This window comes from Streptomyces sp. RPA4-2 (genome assembly GCF_012273515.2).
GTDB lineage: Bacteria > Actinomycetota > Actinomycetes > Streptomycetales > Streptomycetaceae > Streptomyces > Streptomyces kaempferi.
Genome location: NZ_CP050975.2, coordinates 976,733 through 996,469, shown reverse-complemented (window position 1 = coordinate 996,469; position 19,737 = coordinate 976,733). Strand labels below are relative to the sequence as shown.

The 19,737-nt window shown below is 73.0% G+C and carries 19 protein-coding genes; 12 read left to right on the top strand and 7 right to left on the bottom strand.

What is annotated here, in order from left to right:
• Window positions 1–133: 133 nt before the first annotated feature.
• Window positions 134–1,663 carry an SDR family oxidoreductase gene (locus HEP85_RS03975; protein WP_168526242.1) on the bottom strand — a complete coding sequence of 510 codons (1,530 nt, stop codon included), beginning with the start codon at window positions 1,661–1,663 and terminating at the stop codon, window positions 134–136.
• Window positions 1,664–2,043: 380 nt separating this feature from the next.
• Here HEP85_RS03975 and HEP85_RS03970 point away from each other — a divergent pair, with 380 nt between their 5' ends.
• Window positions 2,044–2,211, top strand: a complete 168-nt coding sequence (locus HEP85_RS03970) for a hypothetical protein (RefSeq protein ID WP_168526240.1) — start codon at window positions 2,044–2,046, stop codon at window positions 2,209–2,211.
• Between the two features lie 94 nt (window positions 2,212–2,305).
• Here HEP85_RS03970 and HEP85_RS03965 read toward each other — a convergent pair whose 3' ends face one another.
• Window positions 2,306–4,288 carry a hypothetical protein gene (locus HEP85_RS03965; protein ID WP_369657578.1) on the bottom strand — a complete coding sequence of 661 codons (1,983 nt, stop codon included), beginning with the start codon at window positions 4,286–4,288 and terminating at the stop codon, window positions 2,306–2,308.
• A gap of 123 nt (window positions 4,289–4,411) precedes the next feature.
• Window positions 4,412–5,338: a LysR family transcriptional regulator gene (locus HEP85_RS03960; protein ID WP_211117823.1), complete on the bottom strand. Its 927-nt coding sequence runs from the start codon at window positions 5,336–5,338 to the stop codon at window positions 4,412–4,414.
• Window positions 5,339–5,475: 137 nt separating this feature from the next.
• Here HEP85_RS03960 and HEP85_RS03955 point away from each other — a divergent pair, with 137 nt between their 5' ends.
• From HEP85_RS03955 to HEP85_RS03935, 5 genes are all read left to right on the top strand, one after another.
• Window positions 5,476–5,559: a putative leader peptide gene (locus tag HEP85_RS03955; RefSeq protein ID WP_356012339.1), complete on the top strand. Its 84-nt coding sequence runs from the start codon at window positions 5,476–5,478 to the stop codon at window positions 5,557–5,559.
• A 174-nt stretch (window positions 5,560–5,733) separates the two neighbouring features.
• Window positions 5,734–6,858: a dimethylsulfone monooxygenase SfnG gene (sfnG, locus tag HEP85_RS03950; protein WP_168526236.1), complete on the top strand. Its 1,125-nt coding sequence runs from the start codon at window positions 5,734–5,736 to the stop codon at window positions 6,856–6,858.
• A 34-nt stretch (window positions 6,859–6,892) separates the two neighbouring features.
• Window positions 6,893–7,447 carry an NADPH-dependent FMN reductase gene (gene ssuE, locus HEP85_RS03945; RefSeq protein ID WP_168526234.1) on the top strand — a complete coding sequence of 185 codons (555 nt, stop codon included), beginning with the start codon at window positions 6,893–6,895 and terminating at the stop codon, window positions 7,445–7,447.
• 70 nt (window positions 7,448–7,517) lie between these two features.
• A complete protein-coding gene (locus tag HEP85_RS03940) occupies window positions 7,518–8,690 on the top strand; it encodes an SfnB family sulfur acquisition oxidoreductase (RefSeq protein WP_248002444.1) in 1,173 nt (390 codons plus the stop codon).
• Between the two features lie 14 nt (window positions 8,691–8,704).
• Window positions 8,705–9,847, top strand: coding sequence for an LLM class flavin-dependent oxidoreductase (locus HEP85_RS03935; protein ID WP_168526232.1), 1,143 nt, complete (start codon window positions 8,705–8,707; stop codon window positions 9,845–9,847).
• 376 nt (window positions 9,848–10,223) lie between these two features.
• Here the strand turns inward: HEP85_RS03935 and HEP85_RS03930 are convergent, their stop codons facing one another.
• Window positions 10,224–11,291, bottom strand: coding sequence for an acyl-CoA dehydrogenase family protein (locus HEP85_RS03930; protein ID WP_369657577.1), 1,068 nt, complete (start codon window positions 11,289–11,291; stop codon window positions 10,224–10,226).
• Between the two features lie 112 nt (window positions 11,292–11,403).
• Between HEP85_RS03930 and HEP85_RS03925 the strand changes: the two genes are divergently transcribed.
• The 6 genes from HEP85_RS03925 to HEP85_RS03900 all read left to right on the top strand — a co-directional run bounded on the left by HEP85_RS03925 (window position 11,404) and on the right by HEP85_RS03900 (window position 16,805).
• Window positions 11,404–11,751 (top strand): YciI family protein, encoded by a 348-nt coding sequence (locus HEP85_RS03925; protein WP_168526230.1) that lies wholly within the window; start codon window positions 11,404–11,406, stop codon window positions 11,749–11,751.
• Window positions 11,751–12,941 (top strand): RNA polymerase sigma factor, encoded by a 1,191-nt coding sequence (locus tag HEP85_RS03920; RefSeq protein ID WP_168526229.1) that lies wholly within the window; start codon window positions 11,751–11,753, stop codon window positions 12,939–12,941. Before HEP85_RS03925 ends, HEP85_RS03920 begins: the two co-directional genes overlap by 1 nt.
• A 103-nt stretch (window positions 12,942–13,044) precedes the next feature.
• Window positions 13,045–13,659, top strand: coding sequence for a TetR/AcrR family transcriptional regulator (locus HEP85_RS03915; RefSeq protein WP_211117821.1), 615 nt, complete (start codon window positions 13,045–13,047; stop codon window positions 13,657–13,659).
• 210 nt (window positions 13,660–13,869) lie between these two features.
• Window positions 13,870–15,192, top strand: a complete 1,323-nt coding sequence (locus HEP85_RS03910; protein WP_168526227.1) for an aldehyde dehydrogenase family protein — start codon at window positions 13,870–13,872, stop codon at window positions 15,190–15,192.
• A 130-nt stretch (window positions 15,193–15,322) separates the two neighbouring features.
• A complete protein-coding gene (locus HEP85_RS03905; protein WP_168526225.1) occupies window positions 15,323–15,721 on the top strand; it encodes a nuclear transport factor 2 family protein in 399 nt (132 codons plus the stop codon).
• 160 nt (window positions 15,722–15,881) lie between these two features.
• Window positions 15,882–16,805, top strand: coding sequence for an aldo/keto reductase (locus HEP85_RS03900; RefSeq protein ID WP_168526223.1), 924 nt, complete (start codon window positions 15,882–15,884; stop codon window positions 16,803–16,805).
• A gap of 105 nt (window positions 16,806–16,910) precedes the next feature.
• Here HEP85_RS03900 and HEP85_RS03895 read toward each other — a convergent pair whose 3' ends face one another.
• The 3 genes from HEP85_RS03895 to HEP85_RS03885 all read right to left on the bottom strand — a co-directional run bounded on the left by HEP85_RS03895 (window position 16,911) and on the right by HEP85_RS03885 (window position 19,477).
• Complete coding sequence (locus tag HEP85_RS03895; protein WP_168526221.1) at window positions 16,911–17,621, bottom strand: dienelactone hydrolase family protein; 711 nt, start codon at window positions 17,619–17,621, stop codon at window positions 16,911–16,913.
• Between the two features lie 73 nt (window positions 17,622–17,694).
• Window positions 17,695–18,747 carry a bile acid:sodium symporter gene (locus HEP85_RS03890; RefSeq protein WP_168526219.1) on the bottom strand — a complete coding sequence of 351 codons (1,053 nt, stop codon included), beginning with the start codon at window positions 18,745–18,747 and terminating at the stop codon, window positions 17,695–17,697.
• Window positions 18,701–19,477: a phosphatase PAP2 family protein gene (locus HEP85_RS03885; RefSeq protein ID WP_348772367.1), complete on the bottom strand. Its 777-nt coding sequence runs from the start codon at window positions 19,475–19,477 to the stop codon at window positions 18,701–18,703. Before HEP85_RS03885 ends, HEP85_RS03890 begins: the two co-directional genes overlap by 47 nt.
• Window positions 19,478–19,737: the final 260 nt, after the last annotated feature.

Sequence of the window (19,737 nt, the reverse complement as noted above, 5' to 3'; positions counted from 1 at the left end):
GAGGGTCACCGTCGCGGGAGCGACGACGCTTCCCGCTTCGGTCCGACGGGCTCCCGCGGATGCGGACACCGCGGGAGCGACGGGAACCGGACCCGGGCGGGGCCGGGGGCGGTCGGCGGACGCGGGTCGGCGGTCAGGGAGTGGGCGCGGATCCCGGCTTCGCCGTCGGGGTGCTCTCGGCCTTGGCGGCGGCCTTCGCGATGTTGCGGGCCATGCCGCCGAACACGGCGGCGTGGAACGGCGACACGCTCCACCAGTAGGCGTGCCCCAGCAGCCCGTGCGGATGGAACATGGCCCGCTGCCGGTAGCGCGACCCGCCGTTGTCGCCCGTCTCGGCGTACATCTCCAGCCAGGCCAGCCCCGGCAGCCGCATCTCGGCGCGCAGCCGCAGCAGATGACCGGGCTCGATCTCCTCGACCCGCCAGAAGTCGAGGGAGTCGCCCGCCCGCAGCCGCGTGGCGTCGCGCCGCCCGCGCCGCAGACCGACACCGCCCACCAGACGGTCCAGCCAGCCGCGGACGGCCCAGGCGAGGGGGAAGGAGTACCAGCCGTTGTCGCCGCCGATGCCCTCGATCACCCTCCACAACGCCTCGCGCGGCGCGTCCACGGCCAGCTCGCGACGGTCGGTGTAGAGGCTGCCGCCCGCCCAGTCGGGGTCGGTGGGGAGCGGATCGCTGGGCGCGCCGGGCACCGAGGCCGACGACCACCTCGTGGTGACCTGCGCGTCCCGCACGCGTTGCAGCGCCAGCGACACCGCCTCGTCGAAGCCGATCGGACGCCCCGGCGGATCGGGCACGTACCGGACGATGTCGTGCTCGTGGCACACGACCTCGTGCCGCAGCGACTCGGTGAGCGGGCGCGCGATGGACGCGGGCACCGGAGTGACCAGGCCGACCCAGTGACTGGACAGCCGGGGGGTGAGCACCGGCACGGGGAAGATGAGCCTGCGGGGCAGCCCGGCGATGGCCGCGTAGCGCCGCATCATCTCCAGGTACGTCAGGATCTCGGGGCCGCCGATGTCGAAGGTGCGGTTGACGTCCGAGGGCATCCGGGCGCTGCCGACGAGGGTGCGCAGCACGTCCCGCACCCCCATCGGCTGGATGCGGGTGTGCACCCAGCTCGGTGTCACCATCACGGGCAGTCGCTCCGTCAGATAGCGGAGCATCTCGAAGGACGCCGAGCCGGAGCCGATGATCACCGCGGCCCGCAGCACCGTGGTCGGCACGCCGGAGTGCAGCAGGATGCGGCCGACCTCGGTGCGGGACCTGAGGTGCGGCGACAGTTCCGTCTCAGGTACGCCCTGCGGGGTGAGCCCGCCCAGGTACACGATCCGCCGGACGCCGGCCGCGCGGGCCCGCTCACCGAAGATCCGCGCCGCCTCGCGGTCGGTCGCCTCGAAGTCGTGGCCCGTGCCGAGGGCGTGGACGAGGTAGTACGCGACATCCGTGTCCCGCATCGCCTCGGCCACCGAGTCGGCGTCCAGGACATCGCCCCGTACGACGTCCGCCTCGCCCGCCCACGGGAAGTCGCGCAGTTTGGCGGGGGAGCGGGCGAGACAGCGCACCCGGTGTCCCTCCGCCAGCAGCTCGGGGACCAGCCGCCCGCCGATGTAGCCCGTGGCACCGGTCACCAGACATCTCAGGCCGGTGTCGTCCTCGCTCATGGGTCCCTCCGTCGTTCGCCGCGTCGCCCCCTTTCCGTACTCCCCTCGTCATGCCTTCCACGCGGGCGGTGACGGCGGATGCGCGGAAGGGGTCTTTCCGGCGACCGGGGATGCCCGAGGGAGCGGACGGCGGACTGCTATGGGCTGATCGCGTGGACGGACGGGACGACGGTGAGGACCGAGCGGGTGACCCGGCCCCCGAGGGCGGTCCGGGGCGGGAGCGTGCCGAGGCGACCCGTCTCCCGGCCTTCACGGTGCGGCTGCGCCGGATGAACGGGGAGCCCGGCCCGCCTGGACATGTCCACGGAAAACTCGGGCAAGTGAATTCAAGGCGACTCGGCCGTCCGAGTCGGAAGCCGGAGTTGGAGGTGCCCGTCGTCATGAGCGCGAAGGTGCTGGAACGATTTCCCGCAGGGTCCCCGCGCGGATCCTGGACGGCGGAGGAGTACGCCGCCCGACGCCGTACCGAGGGTCAGCCGGCCACCGTGGTGATGGACCTCAAGTCGGATGCCTTCCTGGTGGTCGTCCCGACCGGGGACGAGGACTGAGCGACGCGGCACGCCCGGTCCGTGGGCCGCACCCCGTCCGTGGGCCGCGTCGCGGGCACGGTGTCACCCCCGTCATCGACCGGGGTCACCCCCGTCATCGACCGGGGTCACCGACCGGGTCCAGTGAAGTGCCGTTGCCTAGACGGGCCGACACCCGGACACGGGAGTCCCTCGGCGCGAGGACCGCGAGCGTCCGGCCCCGCTGCCGGGCCGTCACCTCACCGGTGACGTCGATACGGGTGACCGCCCGGCTGCCGGCCGCCAGCAGATACCAGTGACCGGAGCGCGTCCGCCAGTGGACGTCGGCCACCACGTGCTGGCCGAATCTGCTGCAGGCCGCGGTGGCCCGGGCCCGGCCGACCACCTCGGCCGGAGCGGACGCCGAGGAGGCCGGGGCACGCAGCACCAGCTCCACGTCACCGGGCCCGCGCCAGGTCGAGGCCCGCGCGCAGGTCCACACCGCGTGCCCGCCCCGCTCCGGCAGTTCCTGCTCGGCGAAGTCCCAGGCGTTGACCGCCCGGACGCCCGTGCCCCGCAACTCCTCGAGCCCGCACGCCAGGTGCGCCCAGGCGAGCAGGGCAGGACCGCCCGTCGCCTCACGGGGCTGGCGCGCCGGAGGGCTCCCGTGTCCCGGCAGCGGGGTGTAGGTGAGGTGCACCGGGGACAGCTCGCCCAGGTCGGTCAGCAGGAACGCGTGCTTCTCCACGATGCGTGCGGAGGAGCGCAGTTGCAGCACGGGCCGGCTGTCGCAGGCCGCTTTCCTGGTGGGAGCGGGGACGGGCACGGTGACCCCGTCCCCGGCGACGCCGACCGGCCGCGCGGGGGAGTCGGGGCGCAACAGGTCGCGGCTGCGCGCCTCCGCGATCCAGGGGGCGAGGAGATACCGCGCGCCACGGGCACCGCGGTGGACGACCAGCGCGGCGGCGGTCGTCACGTCCGCGTCGTCGGCACGCGCCAGGGCGAGGGCACCGTGCCCGGGGGCGCCGAGCGGCTCGCTGTAGCGCACCACCCGCCGGCCGTCGTACAGGAGCACCACGGCGTCGCCGTCGACGTTCCCGGCGTAGAGCAGCTGGGGCGAGTGCGGCGGAGGATCCGTCGGGGTGCCGGGCGTCGTGGTGACCCGCAGCGCACCCGCGGGCCGGTCCCACGTGGACAGAGCCCTGGCCAGCAGGGACCGGTCGTTCACGCGGCCGCCCCGCGCGGGCCACGCGGTGAGGTCGACGCGGGAGGTGTCGGCCCAGAGGTCCCCGGCGGTGCGTACCAGGTCATCGGGTCCGGGAAGTCCCACGCCCGTACGGGAGCCGGGCGCCGGCCGGGACGGCGCGGACCCCTGGCCGGCGACCGCAAGCACCAACCCGGTGAGCACGGCGGCGGTCAGCGCCGCCCACAGGAACCGCACACGGCGTCTGCGGCGCAGCAGATCGGTGGGACGGGTCTGCACCGAGCAGGCGTCGAACTCCCTCGACGTGAGCAGGGCCCTCGCCGCTGCCCCCGCCGACTCGTCGAGACGGTTCGCCGACCGCAGGGCGCCCTCGGGGTCGGGGACGCCCGCCGCGCGCAGCAGAGCCTCGACCACCGCGTCGGCGAGCCCGTCCACCCGGCGCAGCACGAACGCCGCGCGCCCCGCGGCCGTCGCACCCGCCAGGGCCTGGCCCAGGGCGATCTCCTCGGCCCCGCCCGCGCGCGGGAACAGCTGCAGCCCCCAGACGACGGGCAGCGTGGGCAGCACCGTACGGGGCGGCGGCAGCCGGCGGGGCCAGCCGCGCGGGGACCGGCCGTGCGCCAGGGCGGAGCGCACGACCTGACCGCGCAGGCGGTCCTTCTCCGCGACGGGCCGGCGCACGGTCCCGCGCGGGGCCGGCACCAGGGGGTCCGGCCGTCCGCTCCGGGCGCCCGGCAGCGACCGCTGCACCAGGGAATGCGCCACGAGAATGCGTCGGTGCCTGCTCAGCGACGACGGCAGCGTCAGATACGCCAGCCGCACCAGGTCGCTGTACTCCTCGACCAGGGCTGCCTCGGCCCGGTCGAGTCCGGTCCTGCCGCGGCGGACGGCGCGGGCGAACGGAGGGAGGGGCATGGAACGAATGCCTTCCGAAGGAGCTGGCGTCCTGTCACGCCGATCCGTCAAACGAGTAACTCTTCGGATGGTCACAGCACGGCGCCCCCGAGCGCTCCGAGCGTCCGGGCCGGCGCGGTCGGCTCAGGCCCTCGTCGCCAGGCTGCCGCCGAGCTCCGCGGACCTGCGCACGAACGCGTCGTGCAGGTCGCCCGCGGCGCGGGGGAGGGAGTCCGTCCTGCGGCGCCGGAGCATCAGCAGGACCCGTGTCGCGGCGTCGGTGAGCGGCCTGTACGTGAGGGCGCCGCACCGCTCCAGGGGATCGCCGATGACGCTGAAGTCGGGCAGTACGGTGGCGCCCAGGCCCTCGGCGACCATGAGCTTTCCCATCTCGGCGCCATCGGTCGAGTACGACAGGGACGGCCCCCGGCCCTCCAGGAACCGATGCAGGTAGCGGTGCATGACATAGCCGGAGCGCATCGCGATCAGGGGCTCGCGTCCGTCGAGGAGGTCGGACGGCGACACGGCGGACGACGCGGCCAGCGGGCTGTCCGGGCGTACGCACACCACCGGCCGCCCGCGCAGCAGCTCGGTGGACTCGAAGTCGGCGGGCATGTCGTCGCCGTCCAGGTGGTTCACCAGCCCCAGATCGAAACCGCCCTCCGAGAGGCCCCGGTGGATCTCCGGCTGCTGGGCGCCGACCACTTCGACCTGTGTCTGCGGGTGCGTCGCGCGAAAACCCCGGACGACCGGGATGAGCAGCGGCACCGTCGCCGCGTTCACCGTGCCGACCCGGACCATCCGGCTGATGCGGTGCTGCTCGCCGGCCGCGCCGCGCAGCCGGTCGACCGCGTCGAGCACGTTGATGATGTGCGGCAGCAGTTCGCGTCCCTCGGCGCTCATCCGGGCGCCGGACCGCTTGCGCTCCAGCAGGTCGACACCGAGTTCCCGCTCCAGATTCCGTACGGTCTCGCTCAGCGCCGGCTGCGAGAGGTGGAGTTCCTCGGCGGCCCGGCGCAACGAGCCGAGCCGGGTGACCGCCGCGATGTATTCCAGCTGCTCTGTGCGCACGGCAGCAGAATGCGGCCACGGTCGCGGGCGGTTCAAGGTCTGCCCTGTCACGCCTTCGTGAAATTCGCCGGTCCGGGATGCGAGACCGGCCCGGCGTTCCTTGACGGTCCGGACCGGTGGCTGCCACGATCGGCCACATGAAGACGCAGCCGGACCTCACGCGACGACGCCATGTCGACCTCGCGCGTGTCTCCAGCGCCTTCTGTTGTCGCGAAGCCTGACGATCCCGACGGTAGGGTCCCCTTCGCACAGGCCGCCCGCCCGCAGGTGAATTCTCCCCGCGGGGCACCTCGCCGCCTTCTCCGCTCCCTGCCGCATGCCGCTGTCCGCCCGCTGTCGCCGTGACACGCCGGGCCCCCGTTCGTCATGCCCTCTCCGTACACCGGGAGTTCTCCGTGTCCGCAACCGAACCCGTCCGCTTCGCCTACTGGGTCCCCAACGTCAGCGGCGGCCTGGTCACCAGCACGATCGAGCAGCGCACCGACTGGGGCTACGACTACAACCGCGAACTGGCCGTCCTCGCCGAGAACAACGGCTTCGACTACGCGCTCAGCCAGGTCCGCTACATGGCCGGCTACGGTGCCGAGTTCCAGCACGAGTCGACCGGCTTCAGCCTCGCCCTGCTCCTGGCGACCGAGCGGCTGAAGGTCATCGCCGCCGTCCACCCGGGCCTGTGGCACCCGGGTGTCCTGGCCAAGTTCGGCGCCACCGCCGACCATCTGTCGAACGGCCGCTTCGCCGTCAACGTGGTCAGCGGCTGGTTCAAGGCAGAGTTCACCGCGCTCGGCGAACCGTGGCTGGAGCACGACGAGCGCTATCGCCGCTCGGAGGAGTTCATCCGCGCGCTGCGCCGGATCTGGACCGAGGACCACGCCGAACTCGCCGGTGACTTCTACCGGTTGCGCGACTTCACCCTGAAGCCCAAGCCCCTCGACGTCCCCGGGCGTCCGCACCCGGAGATCTTCCAGGGCGGCAACTCCACCGCCGCCCGCGCCATGGCGGGCCGGGTCTCCGACTGGTACTTCTCCAACGGCAAGGACTTCGGCGGAGTCGTCGAACAGATCGCGGACGTGCGGGCGTCGGCGGAGCAGGCCGGCCGCAGGCCACCCCGGTTCGGTCTCAACGGTTTCCTGATCGCCCGGGACACCGAGGCCGAGGCCCGCGACACCCTGCGCGAGATCGTCGCCCGGGCCGACACCGAGGCAGTCGAGGGCTTCGGCGCCGCGGTGAAGCAGGCCGGACAGTCCACCGCCGACGGCAAGGGCATGTGGCAGGACTCCCGCTTCGAGGACCTGGTCCAGTACAACGACGGCTTCCGGACGGGGCTGATCGGCACCCCGGAGCAGATCGCCGAACGGATCGTCGCCTACAAGCGCCTCGGCGTCGACCTCCTCCTGCTCGGCTTCCTGCACTACCACGAGGAGGTCGAGTACTTCGGCCGCCGTGTGCTGCCCCTGGTACGCGAGTTGGAGGCCGGGCTGCCCGACACCGAGCCCGAGTCCGTCCCCGCGCACGTCTGACACCCGTCCGTACGCCGCTCACGAAAGAGGGCCCATGGCCACCGTCCTGTCCGTCTCCGGCAGTCCCTCCGTCTCCTCCCGTACCGCGAAACTCCTGCGCCACCTGGACGGCCGGCTGGTCGCGCAGGGGCACCGGGTCATCCCGCTCGACGTCCGTACGATCCCCGCGGAGGCGCTGCTCGGCGCGGACTTCGAGCATCCCGCCATCGTCGAGGCGACCGAACTCTTCGCCCGCGCCGACGGTGTGGTCATCGGCACCCCCGTCTACAAGGCGGCCTACTCCGGTGTCCTCAAGGCGCTGCTCGACCTGCTCCCGCAGTACGCGCTCACCGGGAAGACCGTCCTGCCGCTCGTCACCGGCGGCAGCACCGCGCATGTCCTCGCCCTCGACTACGCCCTGCGGCCGGTGCTCAACTCCATGGGCGCCGCGCACATCGTCCAGGGCTGGTTCACCCTGGACAAGGACATCACCACCGGGGAGGACGGCGGCGTCACCCTGGCACCGGGCACGGCCGAGGCCCTGGCCCAGGTGGTCGACCAGTTCTCGGCGGCCCTGGGCCGCACACCGCTGCTGGCCGCGGCGGGCTGACCCCGTGACCGCGCAGACGACGCCTGAGGACGTGTCGGCCCGGACGGCGTCCGACCACACATCCGCCGAAGTGATCGCCGACGACGCCGAGGCCCTGGCCGTCGCCGCCGCGCTCGCCACGGAGTTCCGCACCGGGGCCTCCACGCGGGACTCCGAACGGCGGCTGCCCCGCGCCGAGTTGGATCGCCTCTCGGCCTCCGGGCTGCTCGCCGTCACCGTGCCCGCGGAGTACGGCGGGGCGGATGTCCGCCAGGAGACCCTCGCGGAGATCTTCCGGCTGCTGGCATCCGCCGACGCCAGCCTCGCCCAGATCCCGCAGAACCATTTCGTGTACGTGAACGTGATCCGCCGTCAGGGAACGGACGAGCAGCGGGCGTTCTTCTTCGGCGAGGTGCTGGCGGGACGGCGTTTCGGCAACGCCCAGTCGGAGGCGGGCACCCGGCACGTCCAGGACATCCGCACCCGTCTGGACCCGCGGCCCGACGGCTCGTACCTCCTGACCGGCGTCAAGCACTACTCCACGGGCGCGCTCTTCGCCGACTGGATCCCCGTACTGGCCCGCACCGAGGACGACGACCTGCACGTCGCGTACGTTCCCCGGGACGCGGACGGGGTCACGGTCGTCGACGACTGGGACGGCATGGGGCAGCGCACGACGGCGAGCGGCACCGTCCGCCTGGACGCCGTCCCCGTCCCCGCCGACCGGGTCGTCCCGCACCACCTCACCTTCCGCGGACCCCAGCTCCACGGGGCGGTGGCCCAGTTGCTGCACGCCGCCATCGACGCGGGGATCGCGGCCGGCGCGTTCGCCGAGGCCGCCGAGTTCGTCCGTACCAAGAGCCGGCCGTGGTTCGAGAGCGGCGTGGACAGCGCGGCCGAGGATCCGCTCCTCATCCAGCGCTTCGGTGAACTCGCCGTCCAGGTACGGGCGTCCGGGGCGTTGCTCGGCGCCGCGGCCCGCGCGGTCGACGCGGCCCGCGACGACCTCACCGAGGACTCGGCGGCCGAGGCGTCGATCGCCGTGGCCGCCGCGAAGGTGCACACCTCCGCCACCGCCGTGGAGGTGGCGGGCGCCCTCTTCGAACTGGCCGGTACCCGCTCGGCACTCGACTCCCTGAATCTGCACCGCCATTGGCGGGACGCCCGCACCCACACCCTGCACGACCCGTCCCGCTGGAAGATCCAGCACATCGGCCGCCACGCGCTCAACGGCACCAAGCCACCCCGCCACGGCCTGCTCTGAACGGAGACCGTCACGTGTCCCTCACCTTCCACTGGTTCCTGCCCACCAACGGAGACAGCCGGCACGTCGTCGGCGGCGGCCACGGCACCCCCGCCACCGGCTCCGGCCGCGACCGGCCGCCGACGGTCGGGTATCTGAGCCAGATCGCCCGCGCCGCCGAGGATCTGGGCTTCGTCGGCGCGCTCACCCCCACGGGCGCCTGGTGCGAGGACGCCTGGCTGACCACCGCGATGGTCAGCCAGAACACCGAGCGTCTGAAGTTCCTGGTCGCCTTCCGGCCCGGCTTCGTCTCGCCGACGCTCGCCGCGCAGATGGCGTCCACCTATCAGCGGCAGACCGGGGGCCGGCTCCTGCTCAACGTGGTCACCGGCGGCGAGAGCCACGAGCAGCGCGCCTACGGTGACTTCCTCGACAAGGACGCCCGGTATCGCCGTACCGGTGAGTTCCTCCAGATCGTCCGGGACCTGTGGGACGGCAAGACCGTCGACCTGGCGGGCGAGCACCTGCGGGTCGAGGAGGCCAGGCTGGCCCACCTCCCCGACCCGGTGCCCGAGATCTACTTCGGCGGTTCCTCGCCGATCGCGGGCGAGGTCGCCGCCCGGCACGCGGACGTGTACCTGACCTGGGGGGAACCGCCGGCCCAGGTGGCCGAGAAGATCGCGTGGGCACGCCGGCTCGCGGAGCGCGAAGGACGAGCTCTGCGCTTCGGCATCCGGCTGCACGTCATCACCCGTGACACCTCCGAGCAGGCCTGGGCCGAGGCCCATCGGCTCCTCGACGGCTTCGACCCGGAGACCGTGAAGTCCGTGCAGGCCGGTCTCGCCCGCAGCGAGTCGGAGGGGCAGCGACGCATGCGCGCACTCCACGGCGGCAGCCGCGAGAGCCTGGAGATCCACCCCAACCTGTGGGCCGGGATCGGCCTGGTCCGTGGCGGCGCGGGCACCGCCCTGGTCGGCAGCCACGACGAGGTCGCCGAGCGTGTCGCCGAGTACCACGCCCTCGGCATCGACGAGTTCGTCCTCTCCGGCTACCCCCACCTCGAGGAGGCCTACTGGTTCGGCGAAGGCGTCCTGCCGCGCCTCGCCGCGCGGGGCCTGTGGCGACACCCGTTCGCGACGGCACCCGTGCCCGCGGCGCGGGTGCCCTTCACGAGCTGAACGGACCGGACCCGTCCGGACGGTCCAGCGGGTCTGACGGTCCGGACGGTCCGGACGGACCAGTGGGTCGGGCGATCCGGACGGTCCGGACGGACCAGTGGGTCGGACGGTCCTGGCGGACTTGGCAGGTCCGGCGGTCCTGGCGGAGCTGGTGGGCCGGGCGGACCTGGCGTTTCGGGTGCACCCGACAAGACGGGTGCACCCGGCGCATCGGCGTCGCCCCGCGCGTCCCGGCATCCGCCGCACCTGACACACCGGCCGGACTCGGGGCACCGGTTGCGCCCGGCGCCTCCGTCACAGCGGCCGGGCCTGGCGCACCCGCCAGACCGGTCGGGCCCGGCACATCCGTCGCAGAGGCGGGGCCGGCGCGCCCCCGTCACACGGCCGGACCCGGCGCACGCAGCGCTCCGAGGTGCGCCGTGCGCACCGCCGCCGTCTGCCCCTGGATCAGCAGGAACATCCCCTCTCGGGCCAGCCGCTGCGCCGCGCTGCCCAGGCCCATGGCCCGGCCGCCACCGGCCACGACCGCCGCGGTCGTTGCCGCCCGCATCAGGTCGTAGGCCAGCGTCTTGGCCGTCAGCCGCTCCTCGATCCGCTCGCTCGGCACGGGATGGTCGGCCAGCTCGTACGCCCGTCGTCGTACCTCGCCGAGGCGGGCGCGCAGCACCCGCGCGGTCTCCTTCGCCGGCGGATCGGTGTCCAGCAGGTCGAGGGCCGCCGCCGTGACCCCGAAGACCGCGGGGGAGGCGTTGGTGTTGTTCGGACGGTCGGTCGCCGCCCAGGTCTCGTACGGCGTGCGCAGGGCCACCGCGTCGTCGGGCAGCCACAGACCGTCCAGCTCCAGCGAGACCGTCCGGGAGGCCGTCAGCGCGGCGAGCCGCATCGGCGGCGACGGCCGCAGACCGGGCTGCTCACGCGCCTCGGTGAAGGCGAACAGCGCCTCCGCGTCGTCCGTCACCCCCGCCAGCAGCATCACGTCGTTGAGTCCCCAGCCGGTGTACCAGGGCACCGTCCCGTCGAAGCGCCAGCCGCCCCGCTCGCGCGAGACCCGCACGGGGACGCGCGGATACGCGCGCAGCTGGGCGTAGGCGACCCCGGACAGCAGCTCGCCGCGCGCCAGCGGACCCAACAGGCGCTCCCGCACCGGGAGCCCGGCATCGGCCTGGGCCAGGGTCAGGACCGGAGTGTGGTGCTGGGCCTGCACGAACCAGGTCGAGCAGCAGGCCCCGGCGAGGATCTCGGCCGTCTCTCGGACGACCGCGGCGGGCGCGGCCGATCCGCCGTACGCGACCGGCGCGCTCACCCCGAGCAGCCCCGAGCGCTTGAGCGCCTCGATGCTGCTCGCCGGCACGCCCTCCTGGTCGACACGCTCCGCCTGCGGGGCGAGTACCTCGGCGGCCAGCCGTCCGGCCCGGGAGACGAGCGGGTGCGGTGGGGCGGTCATCGAAGGAATCTCCCTCGGTCGTCGGGGCGTGTGTCGATCCGGGGTTCTCCCGTTCGTGTAGTCAGTGAAGACCACCAGGAGCGAGAGACCTCCGAGGAGCAAGGAGCACACCATGAAGTACTACCTGCTGAGCGTGATGCAGCCGCAGGGAGAGCCGCCCGCGCCCGAGGTGCTCGAAGAGATCATGCACAGTCTCGACGTCTTCCACGCGGAGCTGCGGGAGGCCGGGGCCTGGGTGTTCGCCGGGGGACTGCACGGGCCCGAGACGGCCACGGTGGTGAGGGCCGAGGCCGGAGACGTCCTGGTCACGGACGGCCCGTACACCGAGAGCAAGGAGTACCTGGGCGGTATCTGCCTGATCAAGGCCCCCGACCTGGACGCGGCGCTGGACTGGGGCCGCAAGGCGACGCTGGCGACGACGCTCCCCATCGAGGTGCGGCCCTTCATGGGCGAGGCCTGATGCCCCTGGACGTCGAGGGAGTCTTCCGCGCCGAGTACGGCCGCGCGGTCGCCGTCCTCGTCCGCCTCCTCGGCGACATCGACCTCGCCGAGGAGGCGGTCCAGGACGCCTTCACGACCGCGCTGCGGAAGTGGCCGGGGTCCGGCACACCGCCGAGCCCGGCCGGCTGGATCATCACCACCGCCCGCAACGGTGCCATCGACCGACTGCGCCGTGAATCGACGCGCGAAGCCCGGCACGCCGAGGCCGAACGGCTCCACGCGCGGGACGAACCGGACGAGGAGGGCCCCGTGCGCGACGACCGGCTCCGTCTGATCTTCACCTGCTGCCACCCGGCGCTCGCCACCCGGGCCCAGGTCGCCCTGACCCTGCGTCTTCTCGGCGGTCTGACGACTCCGCAGATCGCCCGTGCCTTCCTCGTCCCCGAGCCGACCATGGCCCAGCGGATCGTCCGCGCCAAAGCCAAGATCCGCGACGCCCGTATCCCGTACCGCATCCCGCGCGACGCGGACCTCCCGGACCGCGTCAGGGGCGTGCTGGCCGTCGTGTACCTCATCTTCAACGAGGGGTACGGCGGCCGGGAGGACCTCTGCGCCGAGGGCGTGCGCCTCGGCCGTCTGCTCGCCGAGCTCATGCCGGACGAACCCGAGACCCTCGGGCTGCTCGCGCTGATGCTCCTCGTCGAGTCGCGCCGGCCCGCCCGCACCGCACCGGACGGCGCCCTCGTCCTGCTCCCGGACCAGGACCGCTCCCTGTGGGACCGTGACCTGATCGCCGAGGGGCAGGACCTGGTGCGCCGCTGCCTGCGCCGCGGCCGGCCGGGCCCGTACCAGATCCAGGCCGCCGTCAACGCCGTGCACAGCGACGCCCCGACCGCGGCCGGCACCGACTGGGACCAGATCCTCCGGCTCTACGACCAGTTGACGGCGCTCACCCCGAGCCCCGTGGTCGCCCTCAACCGGGCCGTCGCCGTCGGCGAGGTCGAAGGCCCCGAGCCGGCGCTCGCCCTGGTCGACGCGCTCGAACTCGGCGGCTATCACGCCTTCCACGCCGTACGGGCCGATCTGCTGCGCCGCCTCGGCCGGACCGCCGAGGCCGTACGGGCGTACGAGGCGGCCATCGCGCTGACCGCGAGCCCGGCGGAGCGCGCCCACCTGGAACGGTGCCGGGCGGTGCTCGCGAGCGAGTGACCGGCGGCGGTACGGGGTGCGAAGCTGGCACGGTGGAAATGGACCGGCAGGTTCAGAAAACTGGCAGGTCCGGAGACCGACAGGTGCGGACGAGGGAGAGATCGTGAAGCTCACCGCCAAGGGTGCGGCCACGCGCGGGCGGATCATCGAGGGAGCGGCCGCCGAGATGCGGGAGCGGGGCGTCGCCGTCACGACACTGGACGACGTGCGGGCGCGGACCGGCACGAGCAAGAGCCAGCTGTTCCACTACTTCCCCGGCGGCAAGGAGGAACTGCTGCTCGCGGTGGCGCGTTTCGAGGCCGACCAGGTGCTGGCCGACCAGCGGCCCGAACTGGGCGACCTCACGTCGTGGGACGCCTGGCTGGCCTGGCGCGACACCGTGGTCGCCCGCTACCGGGGGCAGGGTCCGCAGTGTCCGCTGAACATGCTGATGTCTCAGCTGGGACGCAGCACCCCGGGTGCCCAGGCGGTCGTCGCCGAGCTGCTGGGAAAGTGGCAGGGCGAGATCGCCGAAGGAGTCCGGGCGATGCAGCGGCAGGGGGAGATCGGTCAGGGCGTCGACCCCGACCGTTCGGCGGCCGCGCTGCTGGCCGGCATTCAGGGCGGTGTCGTGGTGCTGCTCTCCACCGGGCGGACGACCCACCTGGAAGCCGCACTCGATCTGGGCATCCAGCAGTTGCGCGACAGCGCGACGCGCAGCCCGACGCGGCAGGGGTGAGACGGACGCGACAGGGGATGGGGAACCGTGCGCGAGGGGTGACACACGGTGACCTTCGTGTCGTCGGAATGTACTTGGGTACCTGAAAGGTTGGCAATTACATCGAGCCCGTAGTCTCGATGAAGGCCAGTGCGCGCGCCGAGAGGCCGTGCGACTCCAGTGCGCGGATCATCCGGTCCGTTCCGATCAGCTTCGACCAGCGAGGGCACCGTGACCCACCCCACCCCCGAGCAGCCCGCCGACCTCGTGACCCGGCTGCGCGCCACCTACCGCTCCGGCCGTACCAAGCCCGTCGAGTGGCGCAAGGCCCAGCTGCGCGGACTGCGCGAGATGCTCACCGCGCACGGCGAAGACCTCGCTGAAGCACTCCACGCCGACCTCGGCAAGAGCTCCACCGAGGCCCACCGCACCGAGATCGACTTCACGGTCCGGGAGATCGACCACATGCTGGAGCACCTCGACGAGTGGCTGCGCCCCCAGGCCGCTCCGGTCCCGGCACACCTCGGCGCGGACGCGACCGCGTGGACGCGGTTCGACCCGCTGGGCGTCGTCCTGGTCATCGCTCCCTGGAACTACCCCGTCCAGCTCCTGCTGACGCCGATGCTCGGCGCGCTGGCCGCGGGCAACACGGTCGTCGTCAAGCCCAGCGAGCTCGCCCCCGCCACCTCGGCCGTCATCGCGCGGCTGCTGCCCCGGTACCTGGACACCGACGCCGTCGCGGTCGTCGAGGGCGCCGTCGAGGAGACCACCGCGCTGCTGGCAGAGCGCTTCGACCACATCTTCTACACCGGCAACGGCACCGTCGGCCGCATCGTGATGCGGGCCGCCGCCGAACACCTCACCCCGGTCGCGCTCGAACTGGGCGGGAAATCCCCGGCGTTCGTCGACCGCGGGACCGACCTGGCCGTCGTCGCCGACCGGCTCGCCCGCGGCAAGTTCCTCAACGCCGGTCAGACCTGCGTCGCGCCCGACTACGTCCTCACCGACCCGGAGACCGCCCGCGCCCTGGAGCCCGAACTCGTCCGTGCCGTCGAGGATCTCTTCGGCAGCGAACCGCGGCAGTCCACCGAGTACGGGCGGATCGTCAACGAGCGCCACTACGACCGGCTCAGCTCCCTGCTCGACTCCGGCCGCACCGTCACGGGCGGCACCGGCGACCGTGCCACCAAGTACCTCGCGCCGACCGTTCTGGCCGACGTCGACCCCGAGGCGCCCGTCATGCGCGAGGAGATCTTCGGCCCGATCCTGCCGATCGTGACGGTGTCCGGACTCGACGAGGCCGTCGACTTCATCAACGACCGCGACAAGCCGCTGGCCCTGTACGCCTTCACCGAGTCGGACACCACCCGGGAGCGGCTGGCCGCCGAGACCTCGTCCGGAGGGCTCGGCCTCGGACTGCCGCTCGCCCATCTGACCGTCTCCGACCTGCCGTTCGGCGGGGTCGGCGAGAGCGGCATGGGCAGTTACCACGGCCGCTACTCCCTCGAGACGTTCAGCCACCGCAAGGCCGTACTGGAGAAGCCGCTGAGCTGAGACGGGACGAGCACGGTTCCATCCGGTCGGCGGCCGCGGTGGCCCCGGCGGACCGGGCCGACTCCGTACCCGGGAAGGGGGCTTGCGCGCGACCCTGCGGAGTCACGCGGGCCCGTGTTACGGTCGCGCGGTGTCCCAGAGCGAGATCGACTTGGTGACCGCCGAGTTCTTCGGCGCCTTCGACAACCGGGGCGGCAGGACAGCCGACCTGGAACGCCTTCGTCGACTGGTGGTGCCCGGTGGTGTGATCGTCAAGACGGGCCCGGACTTCACCGTCTACACGGTGGAGGAGTTCATCGCGCCTCGCCGGACGCTGCTGGGCGACGGCCGGCTGGTCGAGTTCTCCGAGTGGGAGACCTCCGAACGGACCGACATCGCAGGCGACGTCGCCTCGCGGTTCGGCGAGTACCGCAAGTCCGGGATCCTGGACGGTGAGCCGTTCGAGGGCGCGGGGGTCAAGACCATCCAGTTCGTCCGCACCGCCGAGGGCTGGCGGATCTCGGCCTTCGCCTGGTACGACCACGACTGACCGCCGCGGCGTGGGGACTTGGGACGGACCCCATGGCCGACCGGGCGCCGGTCCGGTTCCTGGCGACGGGGCGTCCTCGGGCGCCCGGCCGCCTCATGGGACGCCGCCGCCTCACCGAACGCCGACGTGGCCTCGTACGTCCGTATGCGAAACTGCCACGATGACCTCAGAGATGATCACCGCGGCGGCCGCGGGTGCCTGGAGACTCGGAGATCTCGACGTCAACCGCATCGGGTTCGGTGCCATGCGGCTCACGGGCAGCGCGGCCTTCCACCTGGGTACGCCGAGCGACCGCGACCGGTCGATCGCCGTGCTGCGGCGCGCGATCGAGCTCGGTGTCGATCACATCGACACCGCGGCCTTCTACTTCTCGTCGCTGCGCTCGGCGAACGAGCTGATCAACAGCGCGTTGGCCCCGTACGCCGACGAGTTGGTGATCGTCACGAAGGTGGGGCCGTACCGCGACTACGCGGGGGAGTGGGGCACCCCCGCCCGGCCGGACCAACTGCGTTCCCACGTCGAGGAGAACCTGCGCCAGCTCGGACGCGACCACCTCGACGTGGTGAACCTGCGGCGGATGGGGCAGGACTCGATCGCCGAGCACTTCGGCGCGCTCGCCGAACTGCGCGACGCGGGGCTGATCCGGCACCTCGGAGTCTCCGGCGTCGAACCCCGGCACCTGGCCGAGGCACGGGCCATCGCGCCCGTCGTGTGCGTGCAGAACCGGTACGGCCTCGGCTCCACGGATCCCGGGACGGACGAGCTGCTGCGGATCTGCGGGGACCTGGGCATCGCGTTCGTGCCCTTCTTCGCGATCGCCGGCACGGGCGGTGCGCGGGGCCCCGGCGGCACGGACGGTTCGGCCGGTGACGCGGACGACGAGGTGCTCGCCGTGGCGCGAGCCCATGGCGCCACCCCCGCGCAGATCCGTCTGGCGTGGACCCTGCGGCAGGGTCCGCACGTACTGGCCATCCCCGGCACCGGAAACCCGGACCATCTCACCGAGAACGTCGCCGCGGGCGCGCTCCGGCTCACCGACGACGAGGTGGCCCGGCTGGACGCGGTCCATCGGCCGGGGGAGTGAGACCGCGGCCCGCCGTCGTGCCGGGCGTCACGCGGCACGGGCGGGCCGGCCGGACCCGGACCGGGTCTTCCCGGTCCCCGGCCCGTGGCGTCGCGACCGGAGGGCTCAGCCCAGCCGCGCGTGCAGGAACGGCACCGTGCTCTCCCACGCGCGCTCGGCCGAATCGGCGTCGTACGCCTCGGGGCGGCCGTCGTTGAAGAAGGCGTGGTTGGCGGGGTAGAGACGGAGGTCCGGGGTGACGCCGGACTGCCCGTGGACCGCCTCGCTCAGCTGCTCCAGGCTCTCCTTGGGGATGCTCGTGTCGAGCTCCCCGTAGTGGCCGAGGATCTCCGCCTTCAGGCCGGAGAAGTCGGGCATCTCGCCCTGGATGACGCCGTAGAACGGCACCGCCGCGGTGACCCGCGGGTCCGCCGCGGCCAGGTAGAGGACGAAGCCGCCGCCCATGCAGAAGCCGACCGCGCCCACCGTGTCCGAGGTGACCTCGGGCAGGCCGAGCAGGTGGTCGACCGCGCCGGAGAGCAGTTCGACACCTCGCGCGACAGGCAGTTCCTGCATCATCCTGAAGGCTTCCCCGCTGTCATGGGCGACGTTGCCGCCGTACAGGTCGGGCGCGAGGGCCACGAAGCCCTCCGCGGCCAGCCGGTCGGCGACCTGCGCGATGTGATCGGTCAGGCCCCACCACTCCTGGATGACGATCACACCCGGCCCCCGACCGGACGGCGGCAACGCCAGATAGCCGTGGGCGGTGGTTCCGGCACTGGGGAAGGTCACGTTCTGATGGGCCGGGGCTCCGGTCGGCTTCGGCAGCTCGGACATGGCACTCAACTCCTGTGGGGACAGCGCTTGTCAGGGGGCCGGCGGTACCGGTCCCGGATCACTGCCAACGATGTCATGCGCGGGCACGCTTCCCGGCCCCGGCCCGCACGACGTGGCTCGCGGCCACCTTCTGCAGCAGGCTGTAGGCCAGCACCGGCAGCAGGACGTGGGGCCGGTCGGGCAGGGCCGTGCTGATGAGGACCGCACTCGCGCTGCTGTTGTTCATCCCGCAGGCCAGCGTCACCGAGGCACCCGAGGAACGGTCCAGGCGCAGCACCCGGGCGGTGATCCGGCCCAGGCCGAACGACAGCCCGCACACGAGGGCGGCGACGGCCAGCGCGGCCGCCATCAGTACCGGCTCCGGACGGGCGAGGAAGGGACCGAGGACGCCGCTGGCGTTGATGTACGTCAGCAGCAGCGAGCCGAGCAGGGAGGCGGGGGGTGCGGCGCTGAGCAGCAGGCGCAGGGGGCGGCCGGGCAGAACGAGCCGGGCCAGGATGCCGGCACCGCACGGGAGCAGGACTCCGGTCAGCGCGAAGTCGTGCCCGGCGGTCCGGGCGGCCCCCGAGAGCGCTTCCGCGTAGCCACCGTGCAGCAGAGGGCACAGGGCCGTCATGGTGACCGGGATGGTGAGCGGGCCGGCGATCGTGGACGCCAGCACGAGGCCGACGGTGGTCGGCTGGTCGCCCTCGCCTCTGCTCGTCCACACGGTGGCGCCGGCCGCCACGGGCATCGCGACGATCAGGATCATCGCCGCGATCAGTCCGCTGCCGCCGTCGCTGTCCGGGGTCCGGTGCAGGGCGAAGGCCACGCCGGGGATGATCAGCAGGGGTGCGACCAGATGGAGGACGAAGCCGGTCAGCAGCGCGGTGGGCCGGGTCAGCAGAGCCCGCAGTTCGTGGAGCGGCACCTGGAGGCCGGCGGTGAACAGCACCAGGGACAGCAGGAAGTGCGGGGTCCGTAAGGCGACCTCGAGGAGTCCGCCGTCGCCGATCGTGTGCGGGCGGCGCAGCCACAGACCCGGCGCCGAGACCGTCGCGGCGGCGAGATAGGCCGCGCCGACGGCCCAGCCGAGGTGGTCACGGAGGAGACTGAGGGGGGATTTCTCGGCGGGGGTGGGGATCATCGCGGCGCTCTTCCGTCGTCAGGGCATCGGGGCGGGGACGGAGCGCCGATATGGAGGACCACGAGGGCGGAAGGAAGCGGGCGAGGGCGTAGACGGTGAGGCTCAGCCAGCACAGGCTGAACAGCCAGCCGCCGAGGACGTCGGAGAACCAGTGGACGCCCAGATAGACCCGGCTCAGCCCGACGAGGACGGACCAGCAGCCGACGACCAGGGCGAGGGGCCGGCCGCCGCGCGGGGCCCGCGCGAGCAGCGCGAGGGCCAGCAGCCCGCCGCTGACGGCGGACGTGGTGGTGTGACCCGAGGGGAAGGACCAGCCGGACGCGTGCGTGGCCCACTCCGCGACCGCGGGCCGGGGGCGGGCGACCAGGGTCATCACGGCGTACCGCACGGTCTGGGCGACGGCGAGGCAGCCGAGACAGCCGAGGGCGCGGAGGATCCGCTCCCGCGCCGTGCGCCCCACGACCACACCGGCCAGCGCGACCAGGGCGTACGGCACGACGCCCGTCCCGGTGTACGTGACCGCGCGGGCCAGGGCCAGGGCTACGGGCGGACGGTGGCCGGCCGACCAGGTGTTGAGGGCGCCGTCGCCGAAGAGCGTGGCGCCGTTCCGGCCGGTCACGACCAGGGTGAGCAGCACGAAGGCGACGAGGCTCCCCAAGGCGGTCGATCCCGCGAGGTCGGCCGTGTCCGCGCGCTTCACGACGGCGCCCCGGGAGCGTCGACCGCCCACGCGGACACGGTGCGCAGCGCTGCGGACATCGCGGGAGGTCCCTTCCCTGGCGGGGCGCGGACACGCGGCAACACGCCGTCCGCGCCGACCGCACACCCATGGATGGTCTACATAACTGTAGACGTAAGCGCGGCGGGGATCGTTCCCGAGGGGGCCGAAAGGGCCGGAGTGCCCTCCCCACCTTGCGCCGCCGACGGCCCGCGCGCTCGTGGGGGCCGAGGACGGGACGGGATGTCGTACCCTACGTGTTACGTATAACC

Coding starts and splice junctions, on each gene's coding strand:
- HEP85_RS03975 (WP_168526242.1), bottom strand. CDS start 1,663: ATGAGCGAGGACGACACCGGCCTGAGATGTCTGGTGACCGGTGCCACG.
- HEP85_RS03955 (WP_356012339.1), top strand. CDS start 5,476: ATGAAGACGCAGCCGGACCTCACGCGACGACGCCATGTCGACCTCGCG.
- HEP85_RS03925 (WP_168526230.1), top strand. CDS start 11,404: ATGAAGTACTACCTGCTGAGCGTGATGCAGCCGCAGGGAGAGCCGCCC.
- HEP85_RS03970 (WP_168526240.1), top strand. CDS start 2,044: ATGAGCGCGAAGGTGCTGGAACGATTTCCCGCAGGGTCCCCGCGCGGA.
- HEP85_RS03930 (WP_369657577.1), bottom strand. CDS start 11,291: ATGACCGCCCCACCGCACCCGCTCGTCTCCCGGGCCGGACGGCTGGCC.
- HEP85_RS03920 (WP_168526229.1), top strand. CDS start 11,751: ATGCCCCTGGACGTCGAGGGAGTCTTCCGCGCCGAGTACGGCCGCGCG.
- HEP85_RS03900 (WP_168526223.1), top strand. CDS start 15,882: ATGACCTCAGAGATGATCACCGCGGCGGCCGCGGGTGCCTGGAGACTC.
- HEP85_RS03965 (WP_369657578.1), bottom strand. CDS start 4,288: ATGCCCCTCCCTCCGTTCGCCCGCGCCGTCCGCCGCGGCAGGACCGGA.
- ssuE (WP_168526234.1), top strand. CDS start 6,893: ATGGCCACCGTCCTGTCCGTCTCCGGCAGTCCCTCCGTCTCCTCCCGT.
- HEP85_RS03895 (WP_168526221.1), bottom strand. CDS start 17,621: ATGTCCGAGCTGCCGAAGCCGACCGGAGCCCCGGCCCATCAGAACGTG.
- HEP85_RS03890 (WP_168526219.1), bottom strand. CDS start 18,747: ATGATCCCCACCCCCGCCGAGAAATCCCCCCTCAGTCTCCTCCGTGAC.